The following is a 23,657-nucleotide window of genomic DNA, read 5'->3' as shown; positions in this document are numbered from 1 at the left end:
GCGTCCTCTCTTTTTGCTCTGCGTCCTCTGCGTGAAACCTTCTTTCGATCTTGGGAACGGCTCTTGTAGACGCTCATTCGCGTGGAAACGAAACGAGCGAGCAAGGGACGCAGGAAGGCTCCCGCGGAAAAGCCCTGGCGGCGGACGGGGTCGCCCGAGGAGGGCTTCGTGTACCTGCGTGGCGACGGAAAGCCGCTGCGCAGCGCGCCCGCGCTCGCCCGCATCAAGAAGCTCGCGATCCCCCCCGCGTGGACCGGCGTCCACATCAGCCCCAACCCGGCCGCCAAGGTGCAGGCGTACGGCACCGACGCCGCCGGCCGCAAGCAGTACCGCTACCATCCGGACTACGTCGCCAAGGGCGCCAAGCGAAAGTACCGCAAGCTGCTGGAGTACGCCCGCGCCATCCCCCGGCTGCGGGAGGCGACCGCGGAGCACCTGGGCAGGGAGGGGGTGGGACGGGAGCGCGTGCTGGCGCTGGTGGTGCGGCTGATCATGCGCGGCTTCTTTCGCGTGGGAAGCGAGCAGTACGCCGTCGCCAACAAGACGTTCGGCATCGCCACGCTGCAGAAGAAGCACCTGAAGATCGACGGCGACAGCCTGGTCTTCACCTACGTCGGCAAGAAGTCCATCCACCAGCGCTCCGTCGTCGCCGACACCCCGCTGGTGGAGGTGATCCGCGAAATCCTGGCGCTGCCGGGAAAGCGCCTCTTCCAGTACGTGGACGACGAGGGAAAGGTGCGCCCCGTGACCGCCGCCGACGTCAACGGCTACATCAAGGAGCTCGTGGGCGCCCGCTACACCAGCAAGGACATGCGCACCTGGGGGGGCACGGTGCGCATGGCCACCATCCTGGCAGACCTGGGTCCGCCCACGAGCGCGCGCGACGCCCAGAAGAACCTGGTGATGGCCTGCAAGCTGGTGTCGTCGGAGCTGGGCAACACGCCCACCGTGTGCAAGGCGGCGTACGTGCACCCGGCGGTGATGGAGCGGTACGCGGAGGGCAAGACCATCGAGCCCCTGATGCGCGAAGCTCCCCGCGACGACGAGGAGCCCGGGCGCTACTATCCGGAAGAGGCCGCGCTGATGCGCTTCCTCGCCAGGTGGGGGTAGGCTAGCCCTCGTCCGCGACCGCGGCGGCCGCCCTCGTCGTCAGCCGCAGGCAGGTCACCCGCCGCTCCTCCGTTTCCTCCACCCGCAGCTCCATCTCGCCCTCGGGGCCCCGCACCGCCACCGCGTCGCCCATCTCGGGCACCCGGCCCAGCGTGCCGAAGACGAAGCCGCCGACGGTGTCGAACTCATCCTCCGGGATCCGCAGCCCGAAGCGCTCGTTGACCTCGGAAATCAGCACGCCGGCACCGATCAGCACGTCGCCCTCGGGGGTGGGCTCGAACTCCGGCTCCACCTCGTCGAACTCGTCGTTGATCTCGCCCACGATCTCTTCCAGCAGGTCTTCCAGGGTCACCAGCCCGTAGGTGCCGCCGAACTCGTCGAGCACGATGGCCAGGTGCACCGCGCGCCCGCGCAGCTCCGACAGCAGCTCGTCCACCGGCTTGGTGTCGGGAACGAAGTGCACGGGGCGCAGCAGGTGCTTTACGTCGAAGGGCCCCGCCAGGTCGCCGCGGCGCTCGTGGAGCACGCGCAGCAGGTCCTTGGTGAGCACCACCCCCACCACGGTGTCGATGGTGCCCTCGAAGACGGGAAGGCGCGAGTGGCCCTCCACCGTGGCCACCTCCAGCAGCCGCTCCAGCGACACGTCGGCGGGCACCACCACCATCGACCTGCGCGGCGTCATCACCTCGCGCACCACCGTCTCGGAGATCTCGAAGACGCCGCGGATCATCTCGCGCTCCTCCTGCTCCATCCCGCTTCCCTGCGCCTCGGCGGCGTGCGTCAGCGACAGGCGCAGCTCCTCGGGCGTCTGCACCAGGGGATGCAGCCCCGTGGCGGTGACGCCGAAAAGGCGGACGACGCCGCGCACCAGGAAGTTCAGCGGCCAGGTGACGGGCATCAGCACCCACGCCAGCAGGCGCAGCGGCGCCACGGCCAGGTGGGCGGTGATCCACTCGGCGCGGTGCACGGCGATCAGCTTGGGCACCTGCTGCCCCAGCGTGGCGTGAAGAAGGCTGACGACCAGGAGGGCGAAGAAGACGGCGACGGCGTCGGCGGGGCCCAGCACGAGGCCGGCCACGCGCACGGGTCCCCCCTCCATGCGGGGAAGCGCGTAGGAGCGGGCGAAGACGACGGCCTGGTAGCCCAGCGCCACCGAAGCCAGGCTGCGGGCCACCTGCGCCGCGAACACCAGTTCTTCCAGCCGGTCCAGCGCGGGAAGCACGCGCGCGGCGTTGGCGTCTCCCTGGCGGACGGAGCGCTCGATGCGGATGCGGCGAACCGCGATCAGGGCGAACTCGGCCGCGACCAGAAACGCGTTGGCCGCGATCAGCCCGAAGATGTAGAGAAGGGGGAGACTGCTGGGGTCGGGATCCATGGATGGCCGGGGTTGAACCGCGCCCCGCGGAGCGGGCGGAGCTGCGGCCTCGCGGCGGGGTGAGCGGGAGGCGGACCGCGCCGCCTCCCCGCCCCCGCCACGGTCGCCGTCAGGCGGCGGCGGGCTCCTGCTGCGCTTCGGCGGTCTCGACCGCCTCGGCGTTGGAAATCACCGGGCTGCAGAAGCGCATGCCGATGTTCTCCAGCTCCTTCAGGTCCTTCGGGGTGAGCGACGAAAAGCGCTCGCCCAAAAACTCGATCGTATCCGTCATCCACTCCAGCTGCTGCTCGCGCGAAGCCTTCATGACGCCGCAGCGATGGATGTGGCCAAACAGCTCATTGCGCGCATCGTCGAGCGGAGACGGACGGCTCGGGGCGGCGCGTTGTCCGCGATCCCTGTTTCGGCTCAAGGTTCCTCCTGGTTCATGTAGGTTGCGGCCTTCCGCGGAAGGCCAGGGATTTTGTTTCCGGCTTGCGTACAGCCCTATAAGATAGCGGAACACCGGGCCTGGCGAAACCGGCCGTGCCCGCCGCCGGTCCGGGGATTGCTTTCCCAGTCCGGGTACGCCGCGCGGCACTCGCAGCCGCACGTTCCCTGTTACCCCGCAGCCGCCGGAAGTTGCCCTTTCGCACCCTCGTTCCGCCGCGTTCCCTTCCCGGCCGCCACGTCCGCTGGCGCGACCTGGACCTGCGCACGCACCAGGCGGACTTCGGCGCTTATCGCATCCACTGGGCCGAAACGGGAGCAGGCGACGACGCGCTGGTGCTGCTGCACGGGCTGAGCGGCTCGTCGCGCTGGTGGGCGCGCAACATTCCCGCGCTGGCCGCCCGCTATCGCCTGTACATTCCCGACGTCGTGGGCTTCGGGCGCAGCCGGGTGCCGGCGTACACGCTCCCGGACGTGCCCGCCGTCGCGTCCGTCCTCGCGGAGTGGATGCGGGGCGCCGCGGGCGAGCCCGTGCACCTGGTCGGCCATTCGATGGGCGGGCAGATCGCCATCCACGTGGCCGCGCGCTTCGGAGAAAGCGTCCGGCGGCTGGCGCTGGTGGACGCGGCCGGGCTTCCCCGCCCCCTCACCGCCCGCCACGTGATGCGCTTCGCCTACGAGGTGGCGCCGCCGCGGCGCTGGGGCGATCCCACTTTCCTTCCCGTGATGCTGGGCGACGCCCTTTCGGCCGGGCCGTGGACGGTACTGCGCGCCCTGCGCCACATCCTCCAGGACGACGTGCGTCCCCTGCTGGGCGAGATCGCGCATCCCACGCTGATCGTGTGGGGCGAGCACGACACCATCATCCCGCCGGACCACGGGGTGCAGATGCGCCAGGCCATCCGCGACTCGCGGCTCCTGGTGCTCCGCGACGCCTATCACGTGCCCATGGTTGACCAGCCCCACGACTTCAACCAGGCGCTGCTGGCGTTCCTGGCGGGCGAGGAGGTGGGCGAGTGACGGACGGGGCACGCCTGGGCCGCGCGGCGGCGCAGTGGGCCCGCACGCACCGGGCGCACGCGGGGGGCTGGGCCATGCGCTACCGCACGGCGGGCGAGGGGCCGCCCATCGTCCTCGTCCACGGGCTGGGGTGCTCTGCGGACTACTGGATGAAGAACGGGCCGTGGCTGGCGGCGGCGGGGCATCGCGTGCTGGCGATGGACCTGCCCGGCTTCGGGCAAACGGACGGCCCGCCGTTCCTGAGCATCATCCAGCAGGCGTTCGCCGTTTCGGCCTTCGTCGAAGCGCTCCAGCTGGGACCCGCCGCGTACGTGGGGCACTCGCTCTCGTGCCAGACGGTGCTGGAGCTGGCGGCCACGGAGCCAGGGCGCGTCGCGGGCCTGGTCCTGGCCGCGCCCACGGGCGACCGGCGGCGCAAGCGCCTGCTGTACGAGGCCATCGGGTTCGCGCTCGACGTTCCGCGCGAGCCGCCATCGCTCGTCCCGGTGATCGCCGAAGCGTACATGAGGGCCGGGCCGGTGCGATGGATGCGCACCTGGCTGGGCGGAAAGCGCCACGACACCTTCGGCGCCGCCGCCCGGGTGCGCGCGCCCGCCCTGGTGCTGGTGGGCGAGGACGATCCCGTGTCGTCGCCCAAGTTCGGGGCGGCCCTGGCCCGCGCCATCCCCGGCGGGCGGATGCGGGTGATCCCCGACGCCGCCCACGCCATCATCTTCGACGAGCCGCGGGGGTTCAACGCCGCCGTGCTGGACTTCGTGCGCGGGATCGGTCTCCATCCCGCGCCGGGGTGATCCCCCGAATGGACGCGGCCCGCCGCCGGAGTGCGGGGCGGGCCGCGGTCCATCTCACCAGGACCGACGTTACGGGCGCGCGGCGGGAAGGTACTGCGCCGGCAGCGGCATGTCGGGGCGCTCGTGCTCCCAGTAGATCGAAACCACCCACCAGCGCGTGCCGTCGTTCATCAGCTGGATGCTGTTGATGCCGCGCAGCACGGTGCTGTCCGTTTCCGTGCGCCCCTCGTAGGTGCTCCACACGTGCACGATGTGACCGAACTGCTCGGTCTTGCGGGCGATCTCGCGCTCGCGAAAGCCGTTCGCCTCCAGGAACGCGCCCGAGGTGGCGATGTAGTCGTTCACCTCCAGCAGCCGGATGGCGACGGGGCCATTGGGACGCTGGCCCGTCGGCATCATGCGGGCGTGGGGGATGAACAGCGACCGCATGCGGTTCCAGTCGCGCTTCTGCCCCACGGGGCCGGAGATCACGTCGTACAGCGCGGCGATGATGGCGTCCACGGACTGCACGTCCGCGGGGTTGGCGGCCGGGACGGGAGTCGCGACGGGGTTGGTGGCCTGCGGGGCGGGCGTCTGGGCGTTCAGTCCGCCGCTCGTGGCCAGGAGCAGCCCTGCCGCGAGCGTCCAAACCTTCTTGTGTGTCATGGTGTGGTCCAGGAGGGGTGGTAAAAATTTAGCGCACGGGGAGAAGTCTAGCGTCCGGGCTCCACGCGTCAAGCACGCCGTCCACGGATTCATCCACCGCTAACGACCGCGCCCCGCCCAGGACCTCTGGACGGGGCGCGTCGGCGAGCAGGAGAGCCTGAGGCTCAGCCTGCGCGCGGCGGGATGGTGATGGTCACCTGCTCGCCCGGCCTCACGTGGATCTCGAAGCTGTTGGACGTGCGGCTGCTGCCCAGGGGATCGACCATGAACGTGACGCTGCGGCCCATCCCCACGACGGATTCCGGAAGGCGAAGCACCGTGTTGCTGTTGCCATTCACGTTGCCCAGCCGCACCCGTTGGCCGCTCGCAATCACGTAGACGGTCATTTCCGTCCATGCCTGGTTCTGCACGCGAACGGTCGTCGGCTCTGGCCGGGGCGCGCGTCTGTCCCTGGGGCTGCTCGCGCAGGCGGCGAGCACCACCGCCACCAGCAGCACCAGCAACCTGCCCGCCCGCTGACGAATGCCCGATCCAGTCAGGCGCAGTGTCGTGTTCATGAGCAATCTCCGTTGAATGGCATCGGCAATGTTCAGGGTATCCGGTCGGAGCACGATCTACGCCTCACCTCCGGCACATGTGAATGCTACAAGACGTGAACGTGCGGATACGCGACGATCAGCTGGTCTACCGTGAGAAGCGGACAGTCGAGCACGCGAGCAGTAGCCACAATGATCTGGTCAGCGGGATCCTTGTGAAAGTCCCCAGGTAGTGCCGTGGACTCGGCGGCGATCCGGGGTGACAGTTCGACGATCTGCACGCCTGGATATCCGAGTGCTACGTCCAGCCACTCCAGGGTAGAGCGCGGCAGAACGAGACGCTTGTTCTGCACCAGCTTGGCGACCTCCCAACAGGAAATTGCGCTCACGCCAATGCCGATGCGCTCGTGTGCCGCGATCGCGTCCCGGTGTGCTCGAGTGAGCCGCTCGTCTCCGTGCACCCACCATATCCACACATGGGTGTCGAGAAGGATCACTGGAGAGCGTGCCAGTCCGCCTCAGCTACTGGAGACGTGGGATCGTGATAGACGACCGGAGTACCCCGTAGAGGATACCGCTCGTCAGCGGGATGACGCTCTTCGGAGCGAACCACAACTTCCACCGATGCCCCCGGCTCAAACGGCAGGTTCTCCAGCTTCAGCGATCCTTCAGAAGACACCCGGCCGTGGATTCGGTAAGTCTCTGGCATGCGCGCTCCTCTTCGGCAGGAAGGTCCAATCCTAAGCTGGCAACAAACCGCTTGAAACACAACAACGATCGACGCGCCCCGCTTCTGTCGGTTGGTCGGGGTGAGTACCCCGGAGTTCGCCCCGGTGGTTCCAGCGACACGGCCTTGACATAGTTGCGTGTTGCAACCACTCTTAAGGCACAACCGAATGGGAGCAGGACGATGGCGAATGCGATGGTGGCAGCGAGACGCGCGCTCCCCCTGCTGGGTGAGGACCCTCAGCTGGAGAGCGACGCGGTGGACCTTCACCGCGCGCTGACCGAACTGGTGCGCGTTTACCAGTTTCGCGACCGCGACCGCATCTGCTGCTACGACATCTCGGTGACGCAGTGCTACGCGTTGGAAGCCGTGGTGCTCGACGGCCCGCTGACGCTGAACGAGCTCGCATCGCGGCTGTACCTGGACAAGAGCACGGCGAGCCGCGTGGTGGACGCGCTGGAAAAGAAGGGCTACGTCCAGCGGCACGAAAGCCCGGAAGACCGGCGCGCGCTGCACCTGGTGGCCACGGAGGACGGCCGCGAGCTGCACGCCCGCATCGACTCCGACATCCTGGCCCAGGAGCGCTCGCTTCTCTCCGAGTTCGCGCCCGAGGTGCGCCAGTCGATGTCGCGGCTGATCCTGCAGCTGGCGCGCGCCGCGGGCACCCGCATCGATAACTCCGGCGGCAGCTGCTGCACCATCGGATGATTTCGCGGGACGGTCCTCGCTTGAGGGCCAGTTTTACGCCTGGATAGTTGCAACAGACAACCGCTTGTCACACGAGGAGATACGGCGATGACCGAGCACGAGAGCGGGACCCGGGCGGGGCTGCCGGTGGTGGTGATCGGCGCGGGGCCGGTGGGGCTGGTGGCGGCGGCGCACCTGGTGACACGAGGCGAGAGGCCGCTGGTGCTGGAAGCGGGCGATGCCGTGGGAGCCAGTATCCGCCAGTGGTCGCACGTTCGCCTGTTCTCGCCGTGGAAGTACCTGACCGAGCCCGTGTCGCGCGACATGCTGGAGGCGGCGGGATGGCGGATGCCGGACCCGGAGGCGCTCCCCACCGGCGGCGAGTTGATCGAGCACCTGGTACAGCCGCTCGCCGCGCTTCCGGAAATCGCCCCGCACCTTCGCCTCGGCCATCGCGTGGTTTCCGTCTCGCGCGCCGGGTTCGACAAGACGAAGACCGCGGGGCGCGACGAGGCCGCGTTCGAGGTCGTCGTGCAGCGGGCGGGCGGGCGGCGCGAGCGCATCCTGGCGCGCGCCGTCATCGACGCCTCCGGCACGTACACCACGCCCAACCCGCTGGGCGCCAGCGGTGTCCAGGCGGAGGGCGAGGTGGAGGCGGGCGCCCGCATCTACTACGGCATCCCGGACGTCCTGGCCCGCCACCGCGCGCGCTACGCCGGCAGGCGAACGCTGGTGATGGGCAGCGGGCACTCGGCGTTCAATGCGCTGCTGGAGCTGGCCGCGCTCAAGGAGCAGTCGCCCGCGACGGAAATCGTGTGGGCCATCCGCCGGCGCGACCCCGGGCTGATGTTCGGCGGCGGCGCCAAGGACGCGCTGGCGGCCCGCGGCAGCCTGGGCGAGCGGATGAAGCGTCTGGTGGAGAGCGGCGCCGTGAGCCTGGTCACGGGCTTCCGCGCGGAGCGGCTGGTGGAGCTTCCCGGCGGGCTGCTGGTGGAGAGCGCGGAGGGCACCATTGGCCCGGTGGACGAGGTGGTGGTGGCCACGGGGTTCCGGCCGGACCTGGACATGCTTCGCGAGCTGCGGCTGGGGCTGGACGAGGCGCTCGAAGCCCCGGTGCGGCTGGCGCCCCTGATCGACCCCAACGTGCACAGCTGCGGCACCGTGTACCCGCACGGCTACGAGGAGCTGCGCCACCCGGAGCGCGACTTCTTCGTGGTGGGGATGAAGAGCTACGGCCGCGCGCCCACCTTCCTGCTGCTGACTGGATACGAGCAGGTGCGCTCTGTGGTCTGCGCGCTGACCGGAGACATGGAAGGCGCGCGCGACGTGCAGCTGGTGCTCCCCGAAACCGGCGTCTGCTCCACCGACGTGGGCGGCGCCGCCTGCTGCGCGGCGGAGGGCGACGAGCCCGCGCCGATCGGCGGGTCGTGCGGCATCGCCGGGGGATGCGCGACGCCCGCGAAGCCGGCGGGTCCGGGGCTGCCGGTGGTGGCGTGCTGCGGATGAGCACGCACGCGTTGGTCCTCGCGCGCGCCGCGGCCCGTTCTCATCACCTCCACGCCGGCCCTGCGATGACCGAGCCCATCATCCGCCCCGCCCTCCCGGCCGACGCGCCGGCCATCGCCCGGATCTACAACCAGGGCATCCGCGGGCGGCAGGCCACCTTCGAAACGCGCGAGCGCACTGCGGACGACGTGCTGCCGTGGCTATCCATCGCGGACCGCTACCCCGTGCTGGTGGCGGAATCCGACGGGGAGGTCATCGGGTGGGTGAGCGCATCGGCGTACCGGGCGCGCGAGTGCTACGCGGGGCTCGCGGAGTTCTCGGTGTACGTCGACGAGCGCGCGCGCGGGCGGCGGATCGGCGACGCGCTGATGACGGCGTTCGTGCCGGAGCTGGAGCGCGCGGGGTTCTGGAAGGTGCTGTCGCGCATCTTTCCCGAGAACACCGCCTCGCTGGCCCTGTGCGAGCGCCACGGCTTCACGCGCGTGGGCACGTACCGCCGCCACGCGCGCCTGGACGGCCGCTGGCGCGACGTGGTGATCGTGGAACGGCTGCTCGGAGCGGCGCTCGCGGAGTGAGCGCAGAGGGGGGCGGCATAGGAGGGAAACCCGTCCGCCGCGAAATCTGTCATCCAGAGGCCCGACACGAAATTTGTCATCCAGAGGCCCGGACACGACTTTTGTCATCCAGAGGCCCGAGCGCACTGGACTGGCCCGCAGTTCATACCCCGCAGGGCCGTGGGATCTAGCCTGAATCACGAACAAGCCCGGGCGCGGCAGCGACACGAAAGCCCGAGACGCGGCCCCTGCACGGGAGCCGGCCCAACTATAACTAAAGAGCGCAGCCCAGCCTCCTCGGGCGAATGAATTCGCGGCAACAGACACACGAAGTCCGCCTGCGCGGACTGGCTTGTCTTAGCGTGGGGAGGACCGTGTGGCGCGCCCGGGGCTCGTAATGGTTGGTTGAGATCGCCGGGCGAACATTCCGCCTTGCGGACTGGCCTGCCCTGGTGCGTGGAGGACCGCGTGGCGAGCCCGATGCCTCGCGATGGCGGTTGAAACCGCGGCTGGAAAATCACGAAGTCCGGCTGCGCGGACTGGACTGCCGTGGTGTGGGGAGGACCGTGTGGTGCGCCCGGGAGTGTGTGGCGGATCCCTCAGTCGCTGCGAAGTACGGCGGAGGGGCGAGTTCGACGGGGCCGCTCCATCGGGATGACAACGGCGGCGGTGGGGCGCGCCACCGAGCGATAGAGTGCACGGCAACAAGCCAGTCCACGAAGGTGGACGTGTGGTTGTTGCAGCGAATTCATTCGCCCGTGGAGGCCTGGGGCTCCCTTCCCGGACCGTCCAGCCGCTCCGCGATGGCCCAGGCCAGCAGCGGAACCATGATCTCGTGGTGCCCCGTGATGGAGAACCCGCGCCCCCCGCCCGATCGCGTGGGGCGCTCCACCACGTTCACCCGCGGCCGGTAGTGGCGCAGCATGTCCAGGTCGCAGGTAACGAACCCGCGCGGGCGACCCTCGCCCAGGTTGCGCGCCACCGTCAGCGCCTTGAGGAACACCTCGGGCATCACCACCGCCGACCCCACGTTCACCACCACGCCCCCCTCGTCCAGCCCCGCCAGCGAAGCCGCCAGCCGCCGGAAGTCGCGGTGCCCCGTGTCGCCGATGGCCGCCCCGTTCGCCGCGGGGTGCTGGTGGATGATCTCTGCCCCCAGCGCCGGGTGAAGCGTGTACGGCACCCCCAGCCGGTACGACTGCAGGAGGAGCGAAAGCTCCGGATATGCCAGGTCGGCGCGCGCCGCCAGGTCGCGGGCGAGCGACTCGCCCATCCCCCACCCCTCGCCCATCCCGCGGACGAACGCGCCGTTCATCCCGCGCCCCGTCTCGTCCGCCATCCCGAAGCTGCCATCGGCCAGGCCGGCCTCCACGTCCTCGCTGGTGCCGCCCCAGCGCGCCATCTCGTAGTCGTGCACCCCGGCGGAGCCGTTCGACGCAACGTGGGTGATGGCCCCGCGCTCCATCAGGTCGATCAGCACGGGCGCCAAGCCGGTCTTCACCACGTGGCCGCCCAGCATCCACAGCACCGTCCGGCGCCGCTCCACCGCCGCGGCGACGGCGTCGGCCACGGCCAGGAACGACTCGGCCTGCAGCACGCGCGGCAGCGAGGCGACGAACGCGCCGAAGGTGCGCGCCCCCGGATCGGCCGGCGGCGGCGCGGCGAAGTGCTCGGCGAGCACCTTGTTGGGCCGCCCGCCCACGGGAACGGTGGTCACACGCGAAAGGTCCGCCTCGGGAATCGTTCCCGTGGCGGACCCCGCGTTCCGGTCCGGCTGCCGTTCGGCGCTCACGTGCCGGGGCGGAAGGTGCGCAGCAGCATGGTCAGCGAGCCCACCACCGGCACCCGGCTGCGGATGAGCACGGGAATGCGGTGCTGGTCGTCCGACAGGAACACCTCGGCGCGCCCCCCTTCGCCGAACAGCCCGTCGGTCTTGATCACGGGCTGCACCACGATCGTGCGGAAGCGGCCGGCCGGCACCGTGATCGTTTCGCGCCGCAGCACGCGGATCACCACCGGGTTGCCATCCGCCTTGAAGTACCGCTGCAGCGTGTACGTGGCGCCCACGTCCAGCGGCAGGGTGCGCGCGTAGTACAGGAACGACAGGTCGTCCAGCGGCTGGTTCGTGGGAATGCTGCCCGTGCTCCCGTTCTCGCGCCGGTAGGTGCGCGTTTCCGGGAAGAAGTCGTACGTGCGGTTCCGCCGGTAGCGAACCTCGTGCACGTTCTGGTGAAAGCGGTGCGAGAAGAGCCCGTCGGTGTCGATCCAGCTCTCGTAGATGTCGTTCACGCGGGCCAGCGTCACGCGCCCGTTCAGCGTCATGCGCGTGTGGAAGGTCTGCTGCCCGCGGACGTTCACCATTCCCAGCACCGCGAGCGAGCCCTGGCCCACGGACGCGCCCCCCAGCTTCACCTGGTACGTCGCGAGCTCACCGGCCCGGAACGGGGTGCGGTTCTGCGCATCCATCCCGCCCACGCCCGCCACCACCGCCAGCAGGGCAGCGGCCAGCGGGCGTATCGACATCGAAGACCACTTCATCTATCCCTCGCTTTCGGAGGCCGGGGCATCCCCCCCGCCATCCGCTCCATTCTCGTTTGGTCCCCCCGGCTTTCGCCTGCGCCGGGGGCGGCGGGGCCGCTTGCGGGCGCCCCCTCCCGAGGCCGCCGGTTCGCCGTCCGCCTCGCCAGCTGCCGCTTCCGCGCCCTCCCCGGACGCTTCCTCTCCCGAAACACCCGCGTCCGAAGCGCCCTCGGCGGCGGCCGATGCGTCTCCGCCCTCCGTCCGCCGGGGCTTGCGGCGCCGCGGCTTCCGCTTCTTCGCCGCGGGCTCCGCCGCCTCGGCGGATGCGTCGGCGCCGGGCTCCACCGGCTCCGCGACGGCCAACGTCTCAGCCTCGCCCGTTGGGACGGCGGCGCGCTCTTCCCGCGGCTGGCGCGTCCGCTCCGGGCGGGGCCGCTTCGGCGGAGCCGCTTCGGCGCCTGTCTCGTCCGCGGGGCGGCGCTCGCGGCGAGGACGGGCGGGCCGTTCGTCGCGCGCGGGCTGGCCCTCACGCTCGGGCCGGCCTTCACGCTCGGGCCGCGGCACGGCCGGCCCTTCTTCGCGGCGCGGCGCCGGGCGGGCGGGGGCCTCGGCGGCCACGGGCGCGGGCTCGGCGGCGGCGGGCGCCTCGGCGGCCCGGCGGGGGAGCGTCGAGATGCCCGGTGTGGCGCGGAACAGCGCCCACGTTTCGCGGAGCGCATCCCACGGCCGGAAGCGCGTTTCGCGCTCGCGGTGCGCGTAGCGCAGCCTCACCTCGGCCTCTTCGGCGCGGCGGGCGTGCGGCGCCACGCGCACCAGCAGCTCGGCGTTGGCGGCCCAGCCGGACCGCTCCAGCAGCGGCTTGCCGTCCGCGTCGGAGAGGGCGCGCCGCAGCACCTGCACGCGGTACCCGCGGAAGCCGGAGAAGGGGTCGCGGATTTCGCGCGGCAGGGCGGAGCGCTTCAGCAGCCAGGGCAGCCCGCGCCGCGACCAGCGCATTCCCCGCGTCAGCTCCACGTCCACGGCGGCGACGGTGGAACCGACGATGTCGGCCCCGCCCTCCAGCCGCTTGACCAGCGCGGGAATCTCTTCCGGCGGCTCGGTGAAGTCGGCCTGCAGGAACACGGCGACGTCGCGCTTGGGATGCGTGCTGAGCGCCGCCACCTCGCGGACCAGCGTTTCCAGGGCCGCCGCGTACCCGCGGTTGCGCTCGTGGCGCACCACGGTCAGCGGCAGCACGCGCGTGTACGGCTGCAGCACCTCGGCCGAGGCGTCGGTGGAGCCGTCGTCGACGACGACGATGTGGTAGTCGCGCCCGAACTCGGCCATCACCTGGCGGGTCCGCCACAGCAGGACCCCCACGGTTTGCGCCTCGTTCAGAACGGGGATGCAGATGTAGATCAAGCCTCGTCGTCCTCGTCGTCGTTCAGCGGTCCAGCCAGCGATGGACGATACCCTGTCCCGAAGCGCCGGGTTCCCCCCGCGGCGCCCTTTGGCCGGGGTTATGGCCGCCCACACCGTCCGCGAATGAATGCCGGTCCGGGGCATCGCGCCCCGGACCGGTGCATGGTCCTTCGTCCTTTGCCCCTTCTCCCGGGGCCCCCCTCCCCCCGGCCCCTCCCCCGCAAACTGCGCGGGAGAGGGGAGGACTTCGATCGGGGTTCGACAGGGTGCCTCGCGTGCCGCGGGAGCCCCCTCCCCCGGCCCCCGTCCCCCGCTTCGCAGGGGAGGGGGAGACCTGAATCGCGCTTCGGCTGGCCTGGCGGCGGGCGGCCCCTCCCCCGGCCCCCTCCCCCGGCAAACTGCGTCGGGAGAGGGGAAAATCCACTGCGCTTCGGCCCGCCCCGCGCACTCGATTGTGGTGTGTACCCCCTCTCCCACGCTGTTTGTGGGAGAGGGTGGACGAGCCTAAGCGAGGACGGGTGAGGGCCCCACGGCAGCCGAGGCCTCGGATACGGTGACCGCTGCCGCGCCCGTGCTTGTACGTGTCCGACGCTAGATCCTTCGGCCCGCGACGGATGTGCTGCGGGCCAGTATCGTGCGCCTGGGCCTCAGGATGACAGGCTCGGCTGCCTCTCTGCTCGCGTCGACGACCCTACCCCCGCATCCCCGCGCCGGCCAGCACCTCGGCGACGGTCTCGTCGGGCACCGGGTGGCCCCACACGCCGGCGGGGCCCACGAACGGGCGGCCCAGGTCCTGGATCAGCGAGTATTCCACGCGCCCGTTGCGCGCCTTCTTGTCCACCCGCGTGAAGTCGATCACCTGCGCCGCCTGAAAGTCGATGGGGAGCGAGGTGGGCAGCCCCAGGCGCGTGAGGATGCGCCGCAGGTGCGCGGAGGTGCCCGCCGCGGTGATGCCGCTGCGCTCGCCGATGCGCGCCTCTTCCACCATCCCCACCGCCACCGCCTCGCCGTGCAGCAGCGTGTAGCCCGACACCGACTCCACCGCGTGGCCGATGGTATGGCCGAAGTTCAGCAGCTTGCGCGGGCCGCTTTCCTTTTCGTCCTTGGCCACGATCTCCGCCTTGATCTCTACCGAGCGCATGATCAGCCGCGCCAGCGCGCCGGGATCGCCGGCCAGCAGGGGGTCGGCGTTCCGCTCGATCCACTCCAGGTACTCGGCGTCGGCGATGGCGCCGTGCTTCACCGCCTCGGCCATGCCGGCCCGCAGGTGCGCGTCGGGGAGGGTGCTCAGCAGCTCCGGGTCCACCACCACGCAGTGCGGCTGGTGAAAGGCGCCCACCAGGTTCTTGCCGGCCGGCGTGTCGACCCCCGTCTTGCCGCCCACCGACGCGTCGATCATGGCCAGCAGCGAGGTGGGCACCTGCACCAGCGGCAGCCCGCGCATGTAGGTGGCCGCCACGAAGCCGCCCAGGTCGCCCGGCACGCCGCCCCCGAAGGCGATCACCGCCGTGTCGCGGCCGCACCCGGTCTCCATCATGGCGTCGCTGACCAGCGCCCACGTTTCGCGCGTCTTCTGCGCCTCGCCCGAGGAAAAGGCGAACACGTCGGTGCGGTAGCCGGCGGCGTGCAGCATGCGCGACAGGCGCACCGCGTACAGCTCGGCCACGCGGTCGTCGGTGACCACGGCGTAGCGGTGGGCGGGGCAGAAGCGCGACAGCACCGACGCCAGGGTGCCGAACAGCCCGGGCCCCACCAGCACCTCGTAGCCGCGCGAGTTCGCTTCGGGAAGTGAAACCTTGACCCTGTGGGGCGTGCTCATACCGTTTCCTCGAGTCTTGGCCGCACCCGGCGGTCCATGCCGGCGCCTGCCACCGTTTCGTCCGCCAGCCAGAGTGCCAGCGCCCCCCCGTTCCCCACCTGCTCCGCCCGTGCACGGATGGCGTCGGCCGCGCACCCGCGGTCCAGCAGCTCCGGCAGCCGCGCCAGCTCGGCGTCGTCGCCCAGCGCCGCGGCTACGCCCTCCAGCCGCCCGGCCAGCCGCTCCAGCCACTCCGCCGCCGTGATGGTGCGCGGCGCGGCGCGTTCCAGGTCGGCCAGCACCGCGCGCGTTCCGTGGCGGCTCGTCCGCCAGCCGTTTTCGCTGAGCAGCGGCTGAAGGAACGATTCCGGCAGCGGCGTGTCCGGCAGCAGCCCCTCGGCCGCGCCCGCCACCACGGCCCGCGCCAGGGCGGCGACGGTGATGGCGTCGTCCAGCCGCGGGGTGCAGTCCGTCACCCGCACCTCGAGGGTCGGATACTGGTGGTGCGGCCGCAGTTCCCAGTACAGCCGCCCCGGCCCGTCGATGCTCCCAGACTCCATCATCCAGCGTACCAGCGCGTCGTACTCGTCCATCCCGGCAAAGCGGGGCGGCGCGCCCGAGCGGGGCCAGCGGCGCCACACCACCGAGCGGTACGAGGCGTGGCCCGTGTCGCGCCCGTCCCAGAAGGGCGACGACGCGCTGAGCGCCAGCAGCACCGGAAGGTGAAGCCGCACCACGTTGCACAGCCGTGCGCGATCCGTCCCCGAAGGCACGCCCACGTGCACGTGCATCCCGAAGATCGCCTGCTCGTCGGCCAGGGCGCGGTACTTGTCGCGCAGCTCCTGGTACACGGGGGCGTCGCTGAACGGGTGCCCCGCCGCCGGGCTGAACGGGTGGGCGCCCGCGGCCACGATGCGCAGCCCCTGGGCCTCGGCGGCCACGGCCGCCATGAAGCGCAGCCGGGCCAGGTCGTCGCGAACCGCGTGCGAGCCCCGCCACACTCCGGTGCCCACCTCGATGGTGTGTTCCTGCATCTCGGGCTTCAGCTCGCCTGCCCAGTCGCCCGAGATCACGTACCGCGCACGGCTGCGCAGCGCGCCCGTGGCCGCGTCCACCAGCTGGTACTCTTCCTCCACCCCGATGGTGAAGTCGTGGCTGCGGGACATCCTGCGTCGTGAAAAGGGACGCGCCCGGCGCCACGAAGAGCTTAGCCGGACGGGAGCCCGGGGGCAAGCGCTCCCGGCAGCGGACGAAGCGGACCCACGAGCTCCACCCGCTCCCGCGCCGAGCCAGAAGAAAGCAACTCCCGCGCCGTCTGCCCCAGTACGGGATGCCGCCACTCCGGGGCGATCTCGGCCAGCGGGCGGAGCACGAATCGGCGCTGGTGCATGCGCGGATGCGGCAGTGTCAATCCCGGCACCTCCATCACCCGCCTTCCGAACGCCAGCAGGTCGATGTCGATGGTGCGGGGGGCGTCCGCGAAGGTGCGCACCCGTCCGAGGGAGCGCTCCACCTCCAGCACGGCGCGCAGCAAGTCCTCCGGCTCGCCCGGGGCCGTCCCCATCACGACCAGGTTGTAGAAGTCCGGCTGGTCGCGGTAGCCCACGGGCTCGGTGCGATGGACGGACGACACGCGGCCGATGGTCATCAACGAGGACAGCGCGTCCACCGCGCGCCCCAGCTGCGCGAGGGGGTCGCCCAGGTTGGCGCCCAGGCCCAGGACCACTACGTCGTCGGGTGGATCGCTCATGCGGATGCGGTGGCGTGGTTCGGCGGCGGCGCTGCCCGGCGGGTACCTGCAAAAAAGACGGCGCCCCTCCCGAAGGAAGGGCGCCGCGTACTCACCGTGCCTGCCCGTCGGCCCAACCCGCGGCGTTAGTAGCCGGGGTTCTGCGTCAGGGCGGGGTTGGCGTCGATCTCGCGCTGCGGCAGGGGGAACAGCAGGCGGTTGCCCGTGATCCCGCGCGCCGTCAGCACCGCCTGCGCGGCCGGAACCGCGTCGGCGAAGCGCTTCAGGTCGAAGAAGCGATGGCCCTCGTAGAAGAGCTCGTGGCGACGCTCGTCCAGGTTGGCCGCCAGCGCCTCGGCCTGCGTGTCCACCGCCGCCGGCAGGTCGGCCAGCCCGGCGCGGTTGCGGATCACGTTGAGGTCGGCGACGGCTTCCGCCGGCCGGCCCAGGCGGGCAGCGGCCTCGGAACGGATCAGGTACATCTCGGCAAGACGAAGGACCGGAACGTCGTCGGCGGTGCTGGCGATGTCGGTGTACTTGTAGCCGTACGCCGTGCCGCCGCTGGTGAACTGCACCGCCACCTTGCGGCGCTGGTCGCCCGCTTCGAACGAGTTGCGGAACGCCGAGCTGGGAGCCGCGCCGCGGCGGCCGCCCAGCGAGCCGGGGAAGAACCAGAAGGCCAGCGAACCCGGGTCCGTCACGGTGTACGGAATTTCCAGGATCGCTTCGTCGGTCTGCTCCTTCTCGAACACGTTCTCGTACTGCGGCTCCAGCGCGAAGTGGCCGCTCTCGATCACCTCGTCGGCCAGGTTGTAGGCCTGCTGCCACTCCCGCTGGTACAGGTGCACCCGGGCCAGCAGCGCGGTGGCCGCCTCGTGGCTCGCGCGGCCCGCGGCGTCGGAGCCCAGCTCCGGCAGCCCGGCGCGGGCCGCGGCCAACTCCGACTCGATGAACGCGTAGACCTCGGCCGCGCTGTTGCGGGCCTGGCCCACGTCCGACGGCACCTGGCTGATCGGCTGGGTGACCAGGGGCACGCCGCCGAAGAAGTTCACCAGGTTCAAGTAGTTCAGCGCCCGGATGAAGTGCGCCTCACCCTTCAGCTGGTCGTACTCGCTCTCGTCGTCGAACTCGTCCTGCAGCCCGGGAAGCGAGGCCAGCACGTTGTTCGCGCGGTTGATCCCGCTGTACGCCGTGCCCCAGATCCCCGGGAGGGCGGTATTGGCCGCCGTAAGGGTGGCCTGCCCGACCTCGCGGTCGCTGCTGTACGTGCCGGTGAACGCAAGGTCTCCCACGTACAGGTCGGGGAAGATCAGCAGGTTGCGGCAGTAGCCGCCATCGCAGTCCTGCAGCGCGTCGTACATGGCGTTCGCGGCCACGCGCACCTCGTCGGGCGTGTCCAGCGCCTCGGCCGAGGGGATCGCCTGCTGCGGAGTCGGGTCGAGCGGCTCGTCGCACGCGCCCGCGAGGGCCGCCAGCGCAACGACGCCAAGAATTCTGAGCTTCATTCGCATTCTCCGGTTAAAAGCCCAGGTTGAGCCCGATGGTGTACGTGCGCGCCTGCGGAAGCGTGTAGAAGTCGATCCCGCGGGTGATGCTGGCGGCGCCGTTGAAGTTCACCTCCGGGTCGAACCCGCTGTAGTCGGTCCAGGTCTTCAGGTTCTGGGCCTGTACGTACAGGCGCATGCTCGACACGCCGGCGCGGGTGGAGAACCGGGCCGGGAGGTTGTAGCCCAGCACCGCGTTCTTGATGCGCACGTAGCTGCCGTCCTCGACGAAGCGGCTGCTGGAGCGCACGTTGTTGTTGCTGTCGTCGTATGTGGCCCGGGCCTCGGTGGTGCTCGGGTTCTCCGGGGTCCAGCGGTTGCGCGCGCGCCCCGAGTTGTTGTCGATGAAGGTTCCGAACGCGTCGGTGTACTCGCGGTTCCCGTTGTAGATGTCGTTGCCCTGCGAGAACTGCGTGAACACCGTCAGGTCGAACCCGGCGAGCGACAGGTTGTTCGTCCAGCCGCCCGTGTAGTCCGGCCAGGGGCTGCCGATCTTGCCCTGGTCCTCGGAGGTGATCAGCCCGTCGCCGTTCAGGTCACGGAACCGCACGTCGCCGGGAACCGTGAAGTCCGACTGGTAGCCGAAGCCCTCTTCGCAGTCGGCGCCCGTGGTGTCGTAGCAGATCTCGTCCTCGGACTGGAAGATCCCGTCCATCACGTAGCCGCGGAAGAAGCCCAGCTCCTCGTCCTCCTCCACCCGGGCGACGAAGCTGCCGCTGATGGGCTGCTCGTTGTACAGCTTGGTGACGACGTTCTCGTTGTGCGAGATGTTGAACTCGGTGCTCCACTCCAGGCCGCCGCGGCTCGCCGCGCGGATCGGCTGGGCGCGAACCGCCAGCTCCACGCCGGTGTTGCGCATCTCGCCGATGTTCTCGGTGATCAGGCCGAACCCGGTGGAAAGCGGGATGGGCCGGTTCAGGAGCAGGTCCGACGTGTACTTCTGGTACCAGTCGAACGTCAGGCCCAGGCGATCGTCGAAGAAGCCCAGGTCGGCGCCGATGTTCAGCTGGTCGGTCTTTTCCCAGCTCAGGTCCGGGTTGGCCAGCTGCAGCGGGGCGATGCCGGGACGGTCGTTGTAGTTCTGGCCAGCGGTGAACAGCGCCGACGGCGCGAAGTCGCCCAGCCCCTCCTGGTTGCCCGTGCGGCCGTAGCTCGCGCGGAAGGCCAGGTCGCTGATGAACCTGTTGTCGCGGATGAACGGCTCCTCGGTCAGCCGGTACTGCACGGCCGCCGACGGGAACACGCCCCACCGGTTGTTCTCGCCGAAGCGCGACGAGCCGTCGGCGCGCACGTTGAACGTGGTGGTCAGGCGGTCGCGGAAGCTGTGCTGCACGCGGCCGAAGAACGAGAGCAGGTTGTACTCGGAAAGCGACGAGTTGCCGCCGGTGACCGTCGCGGCCGAGGCCAGCTGCTTGAGGCCCGACGGGAACTGCGTGCCGAACACCGAGTTGAACTCGCTGTCGTTGTCCTCGTACCCCGAGCCCACCACGCCCGACAGGTTGTGGATGTCGCCCAGGTCGCGCTGCCAGCTCAGGGTGCCCTCGGCCAGCACCTTGGTGGCGAACGAGTTGCCCACCTGGCCGTAGCCGTTGCTTCCCGAGCCGGGCGGAACGGTCGGCGAGTCGTACAGGAAGCCGCGCAGGCTGTACTGGTCGAGGCCCATGTTCAGGCGGGCGGTGACTCCCTCGAACAGGCGGTAGTCGGCGAAGATGTTGCCCAGCACGTGGAAGGTGCGCTCTTCGGCCCGGTTCAGCTCGTTGAGCGCCACCGGGTTCACGTACGCCAGCGTGTTCAGGTTATAGTCGCCGTCCTCGTCGCGAACCGGGTCGATCGGCGCGCTGGCGATGGCGTTGGCGAAGGGGCCGTAGATGGTGTTGTCGCCGCGCGAGCGCTCGATCACGCCGCGGGTCAGCGCCACGCCCGTGCCCAGCGTGAGCCGGCTGCTGGCGGTGTAGTCGAGGTTCAGGCGGCCGTTCATGCGCTCGAAGCCGTAGCCCGACACGATGCCGTCCTGCAGGAACCGGGTGCCGCTGACGTAGTACCGGGCCCGCTCGGTGCCGCCGGCGATGCTGGCGAACACGTTGCTCATGGGCGCCGTCGTCAGGATCTCGTCGATCCAGTCGGTGCTTACGTCGGGATCGTAGGTGAGGGCGCCGTCCTGGCCCTCGGGCGCGAACAGCGGAATCTCGAAGGCGTCGAGGTACCCGTCGTTCGCCCACCCTTCGTTGTACACCTCGATGTACTCTTCGGCGTTCAGGAAGTCGGCATGGCGCCACGCCTCCTGGCTGCCCATGTAGGTCTGCACGCGGATGTCGGGGCGCTCGCCCGCGCGGCCGCGCTTGGTGCTGATCAGCACCACGCCGTTGGACGCGCGCGAGCCGTAGATGGCCGCCGCCGACGCGTCCTTCAGCACCTCGATGGACTCGATCTCGTTGGGGTTCAGGTCGGACAGAGCGTCGATGCCCTGCGTCTGCCCGATGGCGCCCTGGATGGTCGAGAAGTTGCCCTGGATGAGGGGCACGCCGTCGATCACGTACAGCGGCTCGTTGCCGGCCGAGATGGACGAGGCGCCGCGCACGCGTACGGAGATGGCCGAGCCGGGCACGCCCGAGTTCTGCACCACCTGCACGCCGGCCACGCGGCCCTGCAGCACGTTTTCCACCGTGGGGGTGGGCGCGCTTTCCGTGACCTCGGTGGGGCGGATGGACGAAATGGCGCCGCCGCCCGCGCGGCGGCGCTCCACCTGGCCGTAGCCGATGACGACGATCTCGTCGAGGCCCAGCACGTCGGTGCCGAGCGCGAAGTTCACCTCGATGGGCTCGGCGCCCACCGTGACGGAGCGCGTCTGCGCCCCGTAGCCGATGCGGGCCGCGCGAAGGGTGCGCGTGCCGGCCGGCACGTTGGAAAGGGCGAAGCGGCCCTCCTGGTTGGTGACCGCCGTCGGGCCTCCGCCCACGACGCTCACCGACACGCCCTGCAGCGGGCTGTTCGAGCCCTGCTCGACCACCCGTCCACGGACGGTTCCCGCCTGCGCGGTGGCCGCCACGGGCGCAAGCGCCAGGGCCAGAGCCACCGCGAGGAGCACACGAAGTCTTGTCATCCTGTCATCCTCCTGGTTTCGCGTCGGCCCGCAGGTAGACCGACGATGCCGGAACAACACCCGCCCGAAGCTGGTACCCGTGCCGCGCGTCTCCGGCGCGGCCGTCCCCCTCCTTCCCGGTCCGGCGTTCGCATGGTGGCACGCCCGCGGCACGCCTGTAGTAGGACGCGCGGCGGCCCGGGAACGTGACGCACCGGGACGGAAGAACGCACGCGGCGCCCCGGGGAGCGGGCCGGCGAACCGGAGGCTGGGCCTCCGCGGCTGGACGTGGGTGGGGTTCCGGGTACTGATAAGGTGGGGAAAGTGTAACCGGGGAAAGCGCTTGGCGCAAGCAGCAGGCATTCCGGTTTTCCCGACACGACCGGCGACGAGGGGGTCAGCGGGTGTTTACGTTCGAGACAACGCACCATGCGCTGTGGGCCGAAGAGGTGGCCCGCGACCACGGGGTGCCGGCCGAGGTGGTTCCGGCCCCGCCGGCCGCGCGGGCGCGGTGCAGCCTGGCGCTGGAAACGCTCCCCGCCGACGTGGAGCGCATGGCGGCGCTGCTCGACGGCGCGGGGGTGCCGTTCGGGCGCTGGGACGGGGTGAGTGCGTGAGTGCGTGAGTGCGTGAGTGCGTGAGTGCGTGAGTGCGGGCTACGGCGCGGGTCCGTCCAGCTGCGCCATCACCTGCTCTTCGCATTCCGGGCAGTAGCCGTGCGTCATCAGCAGGCCGTTGTCGGCCAGGAACGACACCAGGTGCCGCCACTCGCCCCGGCTTTCCTCCCCCGCCGGCACCCTGTGGCACTGGGCGCAGATGGGCAGGAACTCCTGGATCTTCTTCACGTGCCAGTGCGACTCCCGCAGCGCCTGCAGCGCCGAACTCAGCTCGGCGGCCACCTTCGCCCGCTCGCGGGTGATGCGGGCGAGCTCGCTGGATAGCTCCATCAGCTCCCGGGTGACCTGCGAGTCGCGCGCGGCCAGCGGCTCGCCGAAGAGCAGGCACGCTCCCTCCGCCCAGCGGACGCGGCAGGAAAGGGTGAACGCGTACCGCTCCCCGTCCGAAAAGGTCAGCAGCACGCCCTCAGCCGGCCCCGCGCGCGCCGCCTCCATCGTGGCCAGGAGCAGCGACGCGCTGTTCGGCGTCAGCAGCCGCGCGACGGGCGCACCTTCGGCAAGGGGGGCGTGGGCCCGCCGCGCGGCCTCGTTCCACCGCGCCACCGTGGCGCCGGGCGAGAGCACCAGGAGGTGCACGGTTTCCGCCCGCCAGACGAAGTCGTCCGCCAGGGGGAGCGTGTCCGGGCCGGGCGGGGTCATCGGCGAGGGTCCGGGTGGCGGGAGCAGGGTTGCATGTGAACGAATCTGGCGAGAAAAGGGCCGGCGCGGCAGTGCCGGCCCCTTCCGCCTGCGCCTGCCGCACCGGCGGTGCCGGTCGCGGGTGCCGGGATTGCTCATCCTTGCACAAACCCTCCATGGCAAAAGCCGCCTAACGAGCGGCGCCGCACTGGCTTCCATATCTGGCGCATAGGGAGCTACGTCGTTATCATAGTCGTACCCCACCCGCAGAATCGGTGGCCCGACGCGGCCCGTTCACTCCGCTCTCTCCGTTGCGATTCCTGACGATGGCTCCACCGCGCGTGCCGGCATTCCCCGGCGCGTCGCGCGGCCTCGCTCTCCACAGACGCTCCTCCATGACGGAACCATCCTCGCCCCTGGGCCCCAAGGCTTCCACGGGCATCCAGGGATTCGACGAAATGACGGGCGGCGGGCTGCCCCGGTCGCGCATCACCGTGGTGCTGGGCTCGGCGGGGGCGGGAAAGACCGTCTTCGCCCTGCAGACCCTGGTGTGCGGGGCCACCGAGCACCACGAGCCCGGCATCTTCGTGGCGTTCGAGGAGGATACGCGCCGGATCATGGAGAACGCCGACTCGTTCGGCTGGGACCTTCCCGCGCTGGAGCGCGACCGGCTCTTCTTCCTGGACGCCTACGTCTCGCCCACCGTGACGGTGGCGGGCGACTTCGACCTGGAGGGCATCCTGGCCCAGGTGGAGGAGCAGGCCCGGGCCCTTGGCGCCACGCGCATCGTCTTCGACGGCATCGACGTGCTGCTGTCGCTGCTGGACGGCCCCGTGGTGCGGCGCCGCGAGGTGTACCGGCTGTACGAGTGGCTGGCCCGGCGCGACTTCACGGCCGTGCTCACGGTGAAGGCC

22 protein-coding genes are annotated in these 23,657 nt (G+C 70.6%); 8 read left to right on the top strand and 14 right to left on the bottom strand.

Features of this window, described 5'->3' with window-relative positions; translation table 11 throughout:
* The first annotated feature begins 81 nt into the window (after positions 1–81).
* Positions 82–1,110, top strand: coding sequence for a hypothetical protein (locus VGB24_RS11640; protein WP_331073115.1), 1,029 nt, complete (start codon positions 82–84; stop codon positions 1,108–1,110).
* Between the two features lies 1 nt (position 1,111).
* Here VGB24_RS11640 and VGB24_RS11635 read toward each other — a convergent pair whose 3' ends face one another.
* Both VGB24_RS11635 and VGB24_RS11630 read right to left on the bottom strand, forming a co-directional pair.
* Complete coding sequence (locus tag VGB24_RS11635) at positions 1,112–2,485, bottom strand: hemolysin family protein (protein WP_331073114.1); 1,374 nt, start codon at positions 2,483–2,485, stop codon at positions 1,112–1,114.
* Positions 2,486–2,594: 109 nt separating this feature from the next.
* On the bottom strand, positions 2,595–2,894 hold the full coding sequence (locus VGB24_RS11630) for a hypothetical protein (RefSeq protein WP_331073113.1): 300 nt from the start codon (positions 2,892–2,894) through the stop codon (positions 2,595–2,597).
* A gap of 209 nt (positions 2,895–3,103) precedes the next feature.
* On the opposite strand from VGB24_RS11630, the gene VGB24_RS11625 reads away from it, so the two are divergent.
* Positions 3,104–3,931: an alpha/beta fold hydrolase gene (locus VGB24_RS11625; protein WP_331073112.1), complete on the top strand. Its 828-nt coding sequence runs from the start codon at positions 3,104–3,106 to the stop codon at positions 3,929–3,931.
* On the top strand, positions 3,928–4,722 hold the full coding sequence (locus VGB24_RS11620; RefSeq protein ID WP_331073111.1) for an alpha/beta hydrolase: 795 nt from the start codon (positions 3,928–3,930) through the stop codon (positions 4,720–4,722). The genes VGB24_RS11625 and VGB24_RS11620 overlap by 4 nt, the downstream gene beginning before the upstream one ends.
* A 69-nt stretch (positions 4,723–4,791) precedes the next feature.
* Here VGB24_RS11620 and VGB24_RS11615 read toward each other — a convergent pair whose 3' ends face one another.
* The 3 genes from VGB24_RS11615 to VGB24_RS11605 all read right to left on the bottom strand — a co-directional run bounded on the left by VGB24_RS11615 (position 4,792) and on the right by VGB24_RS11605 (position 6,400).
* Complete coding sequence (locus VGB24_RS11615; RefSeq protein ID WP_331073110.1) at positions 4,792–5,367, bottom strand: hypothetical protein; 576 nt, start codon at positions 5,365–5,367, stop codon at positions 4,792–4,794.
* A gap of 164 nt (positions 5,368–5,531) precedes the next feature.
* Positions 5,532–5,924: a hypothetical protein gene (locus VGB24_RS11610; RefSeq protein ID WP_331073109.1), complete on the bottom strand. Its 393-nt coding sequence runs from the start codon at positions 5,922–5,924 to the stop codon at positions 5,532–5,534.
* Positions 5,925–6,010: 86 nt separating this feature from the next.
* Positions 6,011–6,400, bottom strand: a complete 390-nt coding sequence (locus VGB24_RS11605; RefSeq protein ID WP_331073108.1) for a type II toxin-antitoxin system VapC family toxin — start codon at positions 6,398–6,400, stop codon at positions 6,011–6,013.
* Positions 6,401–6,825: 425 nt separating this feature from the next.
* On the opposite strand from VGB24_RS11605, the gene VGB24_RS11600 reads away from it, so the two are divergent.
* The 3 genes from VGB24_RS11600 (at position 6,826) to VGB24_RS11590 (ending at position 9,398) form a co-directional block, all read left to right on the top strand.
* Positions 6,826–7,338 (top strand): MarR family transcriptional regulator, encoded by a 513-nt coding sequence (locus VGB24_RS11600; RefSeq protein ID WP_331073107.1) that lies wholly within the window; start codon positions 6,826–6,828, stop codon positions 7,336–7,338.
* 87 nt (positions 7,339–7,425) lie between these two features.
* Positions 7,426–8,823: an NAD(P)-binding domain-containing protein gene (locus VGB24_RS11595; RefSeq protein WP_331073106.1), complete on the top strand. Its 1,398-nt coding sequence runs from the start codon at positions 7,426–7,428 to the stop codon at positions 8,821–8,823.
* A 65-nt stretch (positions 8,824–8,888) separates the two neighbouring features.
* On the top strand, positions 8,889–9,398 hold the full coding sequence (locus tag VGB24_RS11590) for an arsinothricin resistance N-acetyltransferase ArsN1 family A (RefSeq protein ID WP_331073105.1): 510 nt from the start codon (positions 8,889–8,891) through the stop codon (positions 9,396–9,398).
* A 727-nt stretch (positions 9,399–10,125) separates the two neighbouring features.
* Here the strand turns inward: VGB24_RS11590 and VGB24_RS11585 are convergent.
* The 8 genes from VGB24_RS11585 to VGB24_RS11550 form a co-directional block, all read right to left on the bottom strand.
* Positions 10,126–11,169 carry a hypothetical protein gene (locus VGB24_RS11585; protein ID WP_331073104.1) on the bottom strand — a complete coding sequence of 348 codons (1,044 nt, stop codon included), beginning with the start codon at positions 11,167–11,169 and terminating at the stop codon, positions 10,126–10,128.
* Entirely contained in the window at positions 11,166–11,915 is a 750-nt protein-coding gene (locus VGB24_RS11580; protein ID WP_331073103.1) for a DUF3108 domain-containing protein, read from the bottom strand. The genes VGB24_RS11585 and VGB24_RS11580 overlap by 4 nt, the downstream gene beginning before the upstream one ends.
* Positions 11,916–13,298, bottom strand: a complete 1,383-nt coding sequence (locus VGB24_RS11575; protein WP_331073102.1) for a glycosyltransferase family 2 protein — start codon at positions 13,296–13,298, stop codon at positions 11,916–11,918.
* A 691-nt stretch (positions 13,299–13,989) separates the two neighbouring features.
* Positions 13,990–15,117: a 3-dehydroquinate synthase gene (gene aroB, locus VGB24_RS11570; RefSeq protein WP_331073101.1), complete on the bottom strand. Its 1,128-nt coding sequence runs from the start codon at positions 15,115–15,117 to the stop codon at positions 13,990–13,992.
* Entirely contained in the window at positions 15,114–16,262 is a 1,149-nt protein-coding gene (locus tag VGB24_RS11565; RefSeq protein WP_331073100.1) for a carboxylate-amine ligase, read from the bottom strand. The genes aroB and VGB24_RS11565 overlap by 4 nt, the downstream gene beginning before the upstream one ends.
* Positions 16,263–16,303: 41 nt before the next feature.
* Positions 16,304–16,846, bottom strand: coding sequence for a 2-amino-4-hydroxy-6-hydroxymethyldihydropteridine diphosphokinase (folK, locus tag VGB24_RS11560; protein ID WP_331073099.1), 543 nt, complete (start codon positions 16,844–16,846; stop codon positions 16,304–16,306).
* Between the two features lie 125 nt (positions 16,847–16,971).
* Positions 16,972–18,330: a RagB/SusD family nutrient uptake outer membrane protein gene (locus tag VGB24_RS11555; protein ID WP_331073098.1), complete on the bottom strand. Its 1,359-nt coding sequence runs from the start codon at positions 18,328–18,330 to the stop codon at positions 16,972–16,974.
* A gap of 13 nt (positions 18,331–18,343) precedes the next feature.
* Complete coding sequence (locus tag VGB24_RS11550; protein WP_331073097.1) at positions 18,344–21,469, bottom strand: TonB-dependent receptor; 3,126 nt, start codon at positions 21,467–21,469, stop codon at positions 18,344–18,346.
* Positions 21,470–21,852: 383 nt separating this feature from the next.
* Between VGB24_RS11550 and VGB24_RS11545 the strand changes: the two genes are divergently transcribed.
* Positions 21,853–22,065, top strand: a complete 213-nt coding sequence (locus tag VGB24_RS11545; RefSeq protein ID WP_331073096.1) for a DUF3343 domain-containing protein — start codon at positions 21,853–21,855, stop codon at positions 22,063–22,065.
* 39 nt (positions 22,066–22,104) lie between these two features.
* On the opposite strand, the gene VGB24_RS11540 is transcribed toward VGB24_RS11545, so the two are convergent.
* A complete protein-coding gene (locus tag VGB24_RS11540; RefSeq protein WP_331073095.1) occupies positions 22,105–22,764 on the bottom strand; it encodes a hypothetical protein in 660 nt (219 codons plus the stop codon).
* 374 nt (positions 22,765–23,138) lie between these two features.
* Between VGB24_RS11540 and VGB24_RS11535 the strand changes: the two genes are divergently transcribed.
* Positions 23,139–23,657 (top strand): ATPase domain-containing protein (locus tag VGB24_RS11535; protein WP_331073094.1); only part of this gene is annotated, 519 nt, incomplete at its 3' end.

It is taken from the genome of Longimicrobium sp. (assembly GCF_036399935.1).
In the GTDB taxonomy this organism is placed as follows: domain Bacteria; phylum Gemmatimonadota; class Gemmatimonadetes; order Longimicrobiales; family Longimicrobiaceae; genus Longimicrobium.
Note: the sequence above shows the minus strand (reverse complement) of the source record. Positions and strands in the feature narration are given on the sequence as shown.

Bases quoted from the DNA above. Each gene is read 5' to 3' on its own strand.
- VGB24_RS11635 (WP_331073114.1), bottom strand. From the start codon at position 2,485: ATGGATCCCGACCCCAGCAGTCTCCCCCTTCTCTACATCTTCGGGCTG.
- VGB24_RS11615 (WP_331073110.1), bottom strand. From the start codon at position 5,367: ATGACACACAAGAAGGTTTGGACGCTCGCGGCAGGGCTGCTCCTGGCC.
- VGB24_RS11610 (WP_331073109.1), bottom strand. From the start codon at position 5,924: ATGAACACGACACTGCGCCTGACTGGATCGGGCATTCGTCAGCGGGCG.
- VGB24_RS11600 (WP_331073107.1), top strand. From the start codon at position 6,826: ATGGTGGCAGCGAGACGCGCGCTCCCCCTGCTGGGTGAGGACCCTCAG.
- VGB24_RS11595 (WP_331073106.1), top strand. From the start codon at position 7,426: ATGACCGAGCACGAGAGCGGGACCCGGGCGGGGCTGCCGGTGGTGGTG.
- VGB24_RS11590 (WP_331073105.1), top strand. From the start codon at position 8,889: ATGACCGAGCCCATCATCCGCCCCGCCCTCCCGGCCGACGCGCCGGCC.
- VGB24_RS11580 (WP_331073103.1), bottom strand. From the start codon at position 11,915: ATGAAGTGGTCTTCGATGTCGATACGCCCGCTGGCCGCTGCCCTGCTG.
- aroB (WP_331073101.1), bottom strand. From the start codon at position 15,117: ATGAGCACGCCCCACAGGGTCAAGGTTTCACTTCCCGAAGCGAACTCG.
- VGB24_RS11565 (WP_331073100.1), bottom strand. From the start codon at position 16,262: ATGTCCCGCAGCCACGACTTCACCATCGGGGTGGAGGAAGAGTACCAG.
- folK (WP_331073099.1), bottom strand. From the start codon at position 16,846: ATGAGCGATCCACCCGACGACGTAGTGGTCCTGGGCCTGGGCGCCAAC.
- VGB24_RS11555 (WP_331073098.1), bottom strand. From the start codon at position 18,330: ATGAAGCTCAGAATTCTTGGCGTCGTTGCGCTGGCGGCCCTCGCGGGC.
- VGB24_RS11550 (WP_331073097.1), bottom strand. From the start codon at position 21,469: ATGACAAGACTTCGTGTGCTCCTCGCGGTGGCTCTGGCCCTGGCGCTT.
- VGB24_RS11540 (WP_331073095.1), bottom strand. From the start codon at position 22,764: ATGACCCCGCCCGGCCCGGACACGCTCCCCCTGGCGGACGACTTCGTC.